Raw genomic sequence first — 11405 nt, 5'->3', positions numbered from 1 at the left:
AGCCCGGAACATTCTGGAAGCTGAGCTGATGCAGTCTGCCATGGAACATTCGCAAGCGGTTTACACGACTAGCAGCGAAATCCCGTCGGGCCCGCTTGCTGACGTCAAAAGCGGCGATTATCGTGAGAAACTTCTGCAGGACATACTGGCTATTTTTTCTGCGATATTAAAGTTGCCGTCGGCAAAAATCGACAGAGAAGAAAAGATATCGACCTACGGCGTTGATTCGATTGTCATCACGGAAATCATGGGGCGTGTTGCCGATGCCTTGGAGGTATCGCTTTCCGCCGCTATTTTCTTTGAAGCCAGAAACATTGCCGAACTGACGGATATCATCATCAAGCGATTCGGCCCGGAAGTCGTGCGACGTTATGGTGACCAACCTGCCAACGATCATCGTCGGCCCGCCGGCGATGTGCAGTTAGATGCGCAGTTAGATGCACAGTTAAAAGATGTCCGGCAGCCGCCGGTTGTCGATTCATCAGCACCGCCGTTATCGTCTGATGCGCCATCGGCCAAACGGCTTCGCGAGCTCATGGCGACCAGTTACCGGCTCCATCAAAAGCGTAATCCGTCTCCCCCGTCGGGCGAGAAACGTCCGCAGGCCAGGAAAACCGACGTCAATCAGTTTGGCGGGAATGGCGGGAATAATGAGCCTATCGCCATTATCGGAATGGACGGGATGTTTGCCCGGTCTCCCTCGGTGGAGGCGTTGCAGCGTCATCTTTATCAGGGCCAGGACTGCATCACCGAGATTCCCCGTGAACGTTGGGATTGGCAGGCAATCTACGGTAATCCTAAAGACGGTGAATTCACCAATGTGAAATATGCCGGCTTTATTGACGATGTGGATAAGTTTGACCCGGCATTTTTTGGTATTTCTCCCCGCGAAGCCCAGACCATGGATCCCCAGCATCGACTGTTTCTGGAGTCGACCTGGCGGCTTATCGAATCGTCCGGCTATGCCCCGTCATCGCTGGCAGGCAAAAAGGTTGCCGTCTTTGCCGGCATCAATTTACAGGATTATGCCGAAACCGTCCTGAATGCCCAGTCCCGCGATATTGTGGAACTGACGGCGATTCCTCATATGTTCTGCCCGAACCGTATCTCTTATTTGCTGGATGTGCATGGTCCCAGCGAAATTATTGATACGGCGTGTTCAAGCTCTTTAGTGGCGATTCATCGTGCGGTGATGAGCATTCAGCACGGTGATTGTGACATGGCGATTGCCGGCGGCGCCAATCTGATCCTGAGTCCGAAAATGCATATTCTGTACAGTAAGGCAGAGATGATTTGTGAGGATGGGCGCTGCAAGACTTTCTCTGAACAGGCGAATGGTTATGCCCGAGGGGAAGGCGTGGGAGTCGTACTGCTGAAAAAGCTGAAAGATGCGCAGGCCGATAAAGACACTATTCTCGGCGTGATTATCGGCTCGGCAGAGAACCATGGCGGCGCAGCGACGTCTTTGATGGCGCCGAATCCGAATGCTCAGGCTCAGCTTGTCCGCGATGCGCATATGAAAGCCGGCGTCGATCCCCGCAGTATTTCCTATATTGAGTGTCATGGAACCGGCACGCCGTTAGGCGATCCTATTGAAGTCAATGGTTTGAAAATGGCGTTTCACGATCTTTATCAGGCGCATGGGCTTCATTCCGAGGCCGGCGCCGGGAAAGCCGTGGTGAAACACTGCGCGTTAGGCTCGGTTAAATCGAACATCGGGCATACGGAAACCGCCGCCGGTGTCGCCGGCGTCATCAAGGTTTTGCTGGCGATGCGGGATGAATATCTGCCCCAGTCACTGCACTGCCAGACGCTGAACCCCTTGCTGGAACTGGAGAATAGCCCGTTTTATGTACTCCAGCAGGGTCAGGCATGGCAGCGTCCGCTCGTCGACGATGTGTTGCAGCCGCTGCGTGCGGGGGTGAGTTCGTTTGGTGCGGGGGGGGCGAACGTTCATCTGGTCATTGAGGAATACCGTCGGGAACCTGAAGAGGCCGTGTCGTTCGGGCATGGCCCGGAAGTTATCGTTCTGTCAGCCAAAAACAGTGAAAGGTTGCAGGTTTATGCGCAACACCTGATGCAGTATGTCGCTGAAAATTCAGACTATGTAGCGAGAAATCTCAAGCAGTTCGCCTACACGCTGCAAACCGGACGAGATGCGATGGAAGCGAGGGCGTCGTTCGTTGCGGAAGATGTGGCATCGCTGTTGCGTCAACTGGCCATCATTGCCGGCGATCCGCTGGCCGCCGCCGGCGAGGGGGCGATTTTTGTCAATTGCGATGAATCCGGTCGTTTACCCAACCTTGATATTCAGGATATTACGCGCTGGTGGCAGAGCCGCCAGTGGACGAAAATCGCCCAGGCATGGGTGGAGACCAGAGCGGTTGACTGGCTGCAATTATATGCGGGTCAGCATTACTCTCGTCTGGCGCTGCCAACCTATCCGTTTGACCGCCAGCGTTACTGGATAAAAGCAACGCGGCGTCAACCCGAGCCGCAAAAAACGGTTAAACAGTCAACCACCGCTGGCGTCACGGCGAATCATGCCGGGAAAATGACGTTGCCGCCGCTGATGCTGAAAAGAGACATCGACCAGTCAGCCGTGCTGAACGGCGCGGCGGCAGCGCAACGGCCGGGCGACAAGACGGCTGTTCACCTCAGTCATGGCATCAATGGCCACGCTACATCTACGTCGACATCTACATTTACATCTACGTCGACATCGACGTCGACATCTACCCGGAATACCGCGGGCGGCGGAGAAATTAACGGGGTCAACCCAACACATACTAATGGCGCTCTTCATGCGGAACACCGGCATGGAGGTGTTTCTCTGGCGAGTGTTATCGAAAAATTACGGGTGAGTCTGGCCCAGGCGTTGTGTTCGCCGGAGGCGGATATTCATAGTGATCGCTCCTTTGCCGAGATGGGGCTCGATTCGATTGTCGGAGCTGAATGGGTTCATGACATCAATCGACAACTGGGCAGCTCGCTGTCCGCCACGCGACTTTATGATTACTCCAGCGTTCGTCAACTGGCGCAGTTTATTGTGCTCAATGGGAATCACAGCGACGCGGCGGATAACCCTTTGTCGGATAACCTTTTGTCGGATAACCCCTTGTCGGAAAGCCCCGAGGCTGACGCGCTGTTACGGCATGAAGATAAGAAGATAATAACGCAACTGCAAGGCGGTACGGCTGATTCACCCCAAATGGACCTTGCCCCCCAAGCGACTGACCGATCATCGGCTCAGCGTGAGCACGTTGGCGAGATAACCCGGTTACTGAAAACCAGTCTGGCCGATGCACTCTACATGACACCGGAAAAAATCGGCAACGATCGTGCATTCTCGGAGTTGGGATTGGATTCCATTATCGGTGCTGAATGGATCAATCAGATTAACAAGGGATTGGGCATCCATCTTTCTGCTACCCGCCTGTACGATTATCCGACTCTTCATGCTTTGGCTGAGTACATTGCCACCCGGCAGGATGGCGGCGGGTTGCCCCCAAAGCCGGTCACGGTCACATTAACCGATATCCCTGAACCGCCGAATTTGCCTCGGGATGCGCAAAATCTGGCCGTGCCGGCATCGGTATCGATACCCGAACATGATCGGGTGATTAACCCGACGACCGAGAAAATAGCCATTATCGGGATGTCGGGGCGCTACCCCGATGCAGACAATCTGGACCAATACTGGAATAACTTAACGGATGGACATAACGCGATTCGTGAAGTGCCTAAAACGCGTTGGGATGTCGATCACTATTTCGATCCTGACCGTAGCAAAGACGGCAAAATATATTGCAAGTGGCTCGGGGCATTAAGCGATATCGACCGTTTTGACCCGCTATTTTTCTCGATCTCCCCCGCAGAAGCAGAGGGAATGGACCCTCAGCATCGGATCTTCCTGCAGGAAGGGTATAAAGCGTTTGAAGATGCCGGTTACAGCCCTGAAGAACTGAGCCATAAGAAGTGCGGCGTTTATATGGGGATTATGAGTTATGAATATGCCCATATGATGCTCAATTCCGCTACGCCGCTGTCCGGGACCGGTAACAGTTTTGCGATCGGTGCAGCGCGGATTCCGTATTTCCTGAACCTGAAAGGACCGGCCATTCCTGTCGATACGGCGTGTTCCTCGTCTCTGGTTACCACGCACCTGGCTATTCAGGCGCTGCAAAATGGTGAAATCGATCTGGCATTGGTCGGCGGGGTTAGCCTGTATCTGATGCCGGAAACGTATATCGGCATGTGTTCTGCCGGTATGTTGTCTCCCGAAGGTCAGTGTAAAGCGTTTGATAATACGGCGGATGGTTTTGTACCCGGCGAAGGGGCCGGGTGTCTGGTACTGAAACGCTTGTCGCAGGCTGAACAGGATGGCGACCATATTTATGGCGTCATCATTGGTTCGGGCATTAATCAAGACGGTAAGACGAATGGGATCACGGCACCCAGCGTCAACAGCCAGATAGAACTGGAAAGAGAGATTTACCGGAAATACCAGATTGACCCGGATTCAATCAGTTACGTTGAAACACACGGAACCGGCACCAAACTGGGCGATCCGATTGAGCTTGAAGCGTTGGCCTCGGTGTTCAGAGAACGGACTTCGCGCAAAAACTTCTGCGGTCTGGGATCGGTAAAAAGCAATATTGGCCATACGTCGGCAGCGTCTGGCATGGCGAGCGTGCAGAAGGTGTTGCTGTCGATGAAACACCGGCAACTGGTGCCGTCGCTGCACTTTCGTACGCCGAACCCACACTTTGACTTCGATGACTCGCCTTTCTACGTCAATACCCAACTTAAGCCGTGGCAGCATGATGAAAGGCAACCGCGAAGAGCGGCAGTGAGCTCCTTTGGTTACAGCGGTACCAATGCCCACCTGGTGATTGAAGAGTATCTGGCGCCGGCGGTTGAAACCGTTCCGGCGGCCAGACCGGTGTTGATCGTGCTCTCGGCAATGCGAGCCGATCGTTTGCCGTTGATGGCGGAAAATCTGCTGGCCTGGCTCCAGCGGGAACAGACCGATGGGCATGACGTCGACTTGCAGCAACTGGCTTATACCTTGCAGCGTGGACGCCAGCCGATGGAGGAGCGTCTCGCTTTTGTTACGGGCTCGGCCAGTGAACTGCAAGCAACATTAACCCAATGCATTCACGGCGATATTTCCGCTCCGCCGCTGTTTAGAGGCCGGGTGAATTACAACGCGCCTTCTTATAAAGCGTTTGTCGATACCCCCGAGTTCGGCGCAGTTATTGAACAATGGGCACATCAGCAAAACCTGAATCAGCTCGCGGGATTATGGGTGACGGGTCTGGATATTCCGTGGGATTTACTCTACCCCGAGGCCAGGGCTGCGGGGCAGTCCGCCGGCCGTCGTTTCCCGGGAAGAATCAGCCTGCCGACTTATCCGTTTTTCAAACAATCGTGCTGGTTTGAAGAAAAAGCCGCGTCGGCGGTGACGGCGGCGCAGAGTCTGCCGTGTTTGCCGCAAGATGCAGCGAAAACGCCGGTGGTTGAAACCGGAGAAACCCACTGGCTGCGAGCTACAGAGACGTGGGTCGAGGTAACGGAACATGAAGGTAACCAATGGGTTGAGCGGATCAAGGCCAGCCGCGATCGGCAAATTCTGGTCCTCAGCCAGACCCCTTCTGATTGCCGGGATATCGAGCAGGTTTGTCAACAGATTCAACATATTGCTGATATGCCGCCGTCTATCTGGGATGTGCGGAATATCACGTTGCAGCACCATGTGTTACAGGCGCCAACGGGGATTAATGCGCTGAAATCCGCACTCTCGGCGGCAGTCACCGATGCGGGTAAACCACTGGTGGTTTTTCTGTTCTTACCTCAGGGCGCAGACGCCGAAACCGGGTATGGCCTGCAGCTTGCGTACCTGTGTGTTCAGGCTGTGCAGGCGGTTGCCCGGCTGAACCCGGTACAGTTCTATTGCTGCCATCGGGCGGATTATGAGCAAAGCCTGACGATGACGGATGTACAACATGAAGCGCTTTGCGGATTGTTCCGGTCTGCGATCCTGGAAACCGTCGGGCATCGCTATCGGAGCGTCATTGTCGAGACTCAGGCAACGGCGCAGGATGTCGCGCTGCAATTGATGCAAACCTGGCTGGGCGATGAGATACCGCTTTCTGAACCGGGAAAACATACTCATGCCGTCAATACTCCGACTCTCCGTTTCAGCCGTGGCCGCCGCTATGAGCTCCGTGTCGGCGAAACCGATGAACATCCGGCGCCTGAAACGCGCTTTCGCACCGGGGCGACCTACTTAATGGTCGGCGCGCTGGGCGAGACGGGGGAGCAGGTGTGTCAGGTGTTAGCCTGCCACTATCAGGCACGGTTGGTGATTTTTTCCCGTCGTCCGGAACATCAGGTCGCCCCGATTTTGGCGCGTATCCGGGCGTCCGGCGCTCAGGTGATTTACCGTGCCGTCGATATTCTGGATATCGATGGCCTTAACCAGGCGATGCAGTCCCTGAAATCGGCAGGCATCACCCTGCATGGGGTGATACATCTGGCCCGGCAGGTGAATGACGGTTCGATTCTGGATAAACCCTGGGATACGTTCCGGCAGGTGATGGCGGCGAAAGTATCGGGAACCCTGAACATTGATGCGGCAACCGCGAATGAGCCGCTGGAGTTCTTCCTGATGTTTTCCTCCGTTGCGGCGTTTGGCCTTCAGGGTTCTTCTGATTATGCCTATTCCGCCGCATTCCAGAATGCGTTTGCCCGATACCGCCAACGGCGGGTTTCTCTCAGGCAAAGGCAGGGACGGGTTTCTTCGATTTGCTGGGGACAATGGAACGTCGATGGCGCTGTTGACGGTTCGCGGCTGGCCGAGCGGTTAGCGTTTTTGGCGCAACAGGGCATGGGAAGTATTGATGCCGTGGCGGCGGTGCAGGCGCTGCAAACAGCAGGGAATGACGAGGTCACGGCGCTGGTTGCCGTCACGGACAGACAAAAAGCCAAAGCGTTACTGGGCCTTGGCGATGATCAGACCGTGTCGCCGTCTGTCAGCCCCAGCCGTTCCATCGCCGATGCGGTTCGACAAAAAATCCATCTTTTCAGCGCCGGGCGGTTATCGACGGCAGAATTTGCAGATTATCTCTCGTCGCTGTCGTTAGCCGACTTACCCGCCGAACTACGGCAAGAAGTGGAAAGCGTGATAACCACCGCCCGGCCGGTGCCGCCGCCGCTGGCGACTCAACGTTCCGTATTCCAATCCACCCAGCCTGAGGCGGCGGTCGCGCCTGACGCCACCCCCCCGGCTGAACGTGATGGAGAGCTTCGTCGCGTGTTGGCGGCCGGAATTGAAAAGGTTATGAAACTGGGCAGCAGTCTTGACTGGGACAAACCCCTGCAAGACTACGGAATGGACTCGATTATTGCGATGCAATTGAGCACCACGCTGGAAAAACAGATGAAAGTTCCCGTGCAGCCGAATTGGCTGATCGAACATCCGACGCCCAATCTATTGATGGATAAATTGCGGCAACAGGTGGAGACAGGAGACATCCGGCTATGACGACGATAAATCAAAAACTGGACGATTTTTTCTCCGGCAACCGCAGCCTGGGGGCGACGGCAAAGGCCGGTGAATCCGGTGCCGGCATCTCTTTTAGCTATCTGTTTTTTTCGGATGTTCGAAAAGATGTCTCAGACCGGGATAAATACCGCTTTGCCCGTGAACTGGTCGAGTTTGCCGATCAGGCAGGTTTTGAAGCGGTTTGCTTTCCTGAGCGCCATTTTTATGAGTTCGGCTCTATTTACGCCAATAACAGCATCGCTGCCGCCTACTTTGCGCCGCTAACCAAAAACGTGCGGTTACGTTCGGCAGCGGTGACGAACACGCTGCATCATCCGGTCGAAATTGTCGAAAACTGGGCGATGGTGGATATCCTCTCTGACGGCCGGGTTGACCTGGGGGTGGGGAGCGGCTGGAACAAAGCGGATTTTATCCTGTCGCCGGAAACTTATGAGGACCGGGCAACAATACGCGATCAGCGGATTCCGGTGATACAGAAACTATGGCGAGGGGAAACGGTGGATTTTCCCGGTCCCGGCGGAGAGATTTTTCCGACGGTGGTTTATCCGCGCCCCATTCAGAAAGAGATAAATATCTGGTATTTCAGCCTTTCCGAACAGGGGTTTCGGCATGCGGGCCTGCAGGGTTATAACGTATTCGGCATGTTGCATGGTATCGACCTGCACGAGTTCAGAAAATACGTAGATGTTTACCGCGCCGCCCGGGCGGAAGCCGGGCTGGACCCGCAAAGCGGTCGGGTCACCCTGATGATGCACGCCTTTGTTCATCCGGATCGGGAGTGGGTACAGCAGGTGGTGCGCGAGCCCTTCAAAGCGTATATCCGCAGCAGCATTATTCCGCAGATGAAAGCCCGGGATAAGCATTTCGACAACAGCCAGATTGACCACATTCTTGATTATGCCTATGCCCGTTACTTCAAAACCGGAGGCATCTTTGGCCCGCTTGAGGAGTGCCAGAAACAGATTGATTTAGCCATCGCGTCTGGCGTCGATGAAATTGCCTTCCTTCAGGACTTTGGCATCGACTACGCCGCAGTCCGCAATGCTTTTGGTTATTTACAGCAATTAGTTGAATTCAATCTCAAGCGGGAGAAGGTGGCTTATGCATGATCAATCAGAACACCTGTCTTTCCTTGAACAGTGGATTCAACACCATAAAACGACCACATCGGATTCGCTATTGGATGTGTCCGCGACGCATGTAAACAATGCGCCGCTGGCGATTACGGGGCTGGCCGGGTATTTCCCGCAATGTATGAGTGTGGCTGAGTTATGGCGACATCTGGATGCGGATGACGCCTTAATCACCGAACTACCGGCACAGCGCCAGGCATGGTATCGACAGGGGGAAAACGGGGGCGATGATCAATGGTCTGTGTTGTCGGGGGGATTTATTCCTGACATCGCGTCATTTGCGCCAGAAGTGTTCGGTATTTTACCGATAGAGGCCGAAGAGCTGGATCCCAGGCAACGCCTGTTGTTGATGTCAACCTATCACATGCTGAAAGATGCCGGCATTGCTGCCGAATCTCTGCGAAAAACGCAGACCGGGGTGTTTATCGGCTGTGAGTCCAATGAGTACGCGGCGCTGATGGCGCGCCACGGCTATCGACCTGAGTTCGGCCTGTCGCAGGCCGACAGCATGATTGCGAACCGGATTTCTTACCAGTTTGATTTAGCCGGGCCCAGCGAATTAATCAATGCAACCTGTGCCGGGTTTGCCGTGGCACTGCACAGAGCGACGCTGGCGCTCAGAGCCGGTGTGATTGACCGTGCCATTGTCGGTGCCGCTAATGTGATGCTGATGCCGGATGTCACTAACCGCTTGAACGATTCCAATCAATTGACCCACGGGAAAACGGTACGCTCTTTCGGTAAAGACGGGGATGGGTTCATTCGCTCAGAAGGGGTCGGCACCATTCTGCTCGAGCGTCTGGCGGATGCTGAAGCCGCCGGCCGACGAGTCTATGCCGTCATCAAACACACCCGGGTTAACTTCAATGGTCAGGGTGGTATTTCAATGGCATCACCGAATACGGATGCGCATTGTGAACTGATCAAGGACTGTTACCGGGAAGCGGGGATCGACCCGCGGCGGGTGTCTTACATTGAGGCGCAGGGCATGGGGCTGCCTGTCGCGGATATTGCGGAATGGACCGCGATAAACCGGGCGTTACGCCAGCTATGCGATGAACAAGGGCTGACATTCGAGCCCGGTTACTGCCGGGTGAGTAGTCTAAAGCCGCTGTTGGGGCACATGCACTCCGCGTCCTCTCTGGGGGCGTTGCTGAAAGTGATCCGCAGTCTTCAGACCGATAAAATTCATAAAATTCCGGACTTTGAGCAAGCGAATGAATATTGCGATACGCATGATGTTCCCTGTCGTTTGGCGACTGAAACGCAGGCATGGCCGGCGGATGATCACCCCCGACTTGCGGCGATTCATAGCTATGGCTCAGGCGGCAACAATGCCCATATCGTGATTGAAGAATATCGGGGCGCTCAGGTCGCTGGCGCCGATTTCCCGCGGGCTCATGAGCCGTTGGCGGGTGAGTACTACTGGTTTCACCCCCCAGTCTCTCAAACCTCAGTCTCTCAACCCTCCGTCTCTCAAACATTGCCGATTGATGATAAGCCGTTTAGCCCTGAGAAAAACCGGGCCGGCGATTCGGCTGCAGAGGCCAGCGCGGAGCTACGAGCGACAATAGGCCGTTTGCTGGGGCTGAAAGGTGCAAGTGAAGACACAGACCATCAGGCATTTACCGATCTTGGCCTGGATTCTGTTTCTGTTGCGGCTTTCGTCAAACGGCTGGCGGCGGCCTATCCGATTACGTTACGGCGTTCGGATCTATTCAGCTACAGCACGCCGGCGGCGTTAGCCGACATGCTGGCCGCACAAATGCGCGACAGCGGTTCGGCCAACAGGCGCCGCTACGATGCGGCTCCCTCGCAAAACAGCCATCATGATGATGATATCGCCATTATCGGCATCGATATTAACGTTGCCGGCGCCGACAACGCCGCGGAATTCTGGCAAGTGTTACGGGAAGGTCGGTGTCCTATCGGCCCGGTGCCTGATGATCGGCTGGCCCGCAGTGATCTTCAGATGAAAACCACCCGGGGTGGTTTTATGACGCACATCGACCGCTTTGATCCGCTGTTTTTCAAGATCTCTCCGCGAGAAGCGCGTTACATGGATCCGCACCATCGCTTGCTACTGCAATCGGCGTGGCGGGCGATTGAAGATGCAGGCTATGACCCGCATGACTGGTATGGGCAAAAGCATGGCATCTTCGTCGGTATGGAGGAGTCTGATTATCCGCTGACCGACGCGTCTGCCATTACCTCGGTGCATACGGGAACCGCACCGGCTCGCATTGGTTATTTCCTTGATACCAAAGGTCCGTTGCTTTCTATCGGGACAGCCTGCTCCTCATCGCTGGTTGCCGTACATTACGCTTGTCAGAGCATTTTAAGCGGTGAAAGCGAATTAGCACTTGCCGGCGGTTGTAACCTGATCTGCCAGCCGGAGCGGCTGTTACATGCCTTGTCCCGTATGGGCGACATGCTTTCGCCAGACGGCACGTGCTACGCGTTTGATGACCGCGCCAACGGTATGGTGGTCGGTGAAGGCTGTGCGACGGTCGTGTTAAAGCGTTATAGCGAAGCACGGCGAGAGGGTGATGATATTTATGCCGTCATTAAAGGTAGCGGGATTAACTATGATGGTAAAACCAACGGCCTGACCGCGCCCAACGGTGCCCGACAGCGTGAGCTTTACACCCAGATTCACCAGAAAAGCGGTGTTTCTCCCGACCAGATAGGCTATGTCGTCA

The 11405-nt window shown here is 55.1% G+C and carries 2 protein-coding genes and 1 pseudogene (1 of these 3 cut by a window edge); all 3 read left to right on the top strand.

Features of this window, described 5'->3' with window-relative positions; genetic code table 11:
- Nucleotides 1-40: 40 nt before the first annotated feature.
- A complete protein-coding gene (locus DCH402_RS13275) occupies nt 41-7549 on the top strand; it encodes a beta-ketoacyl synthase N-terminal-like domain-containing protein (protein WP_233276283.1) in 7509 nt (2502 codons plus the stop codon).
- Nucleotides 7546-8679, top strand: a complete 1134-nt coding sequence (locus DCH402_RS13270; protein ID WP_040001550.1) for a MupA/Atu3671 family FMN-dependent luciferase-like monooxygenase — start codon at nt 7546-7548, stop codon at nt 8677-8679. Before DCH402_RS13275 ends, DCH402_RS13270 begins: the two co-directional genes overlap by 4 nt.
- A pseudogene (locus tag DCH402_RS13265) lies at nt 8672-11405 on the top strand (SDR family NAD(P)-dependent oxidoreductase) (its annotated part continues 16826 nt past the right edge of the window); the annotation flags it as partial. The gene DCH402_RS13270 and the pseudogene DCH402_RS13265, both read left to right, overlap by 8 nt.

It is taken from the genome of Dickeya chrysanthemi NCPPB 402 (assembly GCF_000406105.1).
Lineage (GTDB): Bacteria > Pseudomonadota > Gammaproteobacteria > Enterobacterales > Enterobacteriaceae > Dickeya > Dickeya chrysanthemi.
Note: the sequence above shows the minus strand (reverse complement) of the source record. Positions and strands in the feature narration are given on the sequence as shown.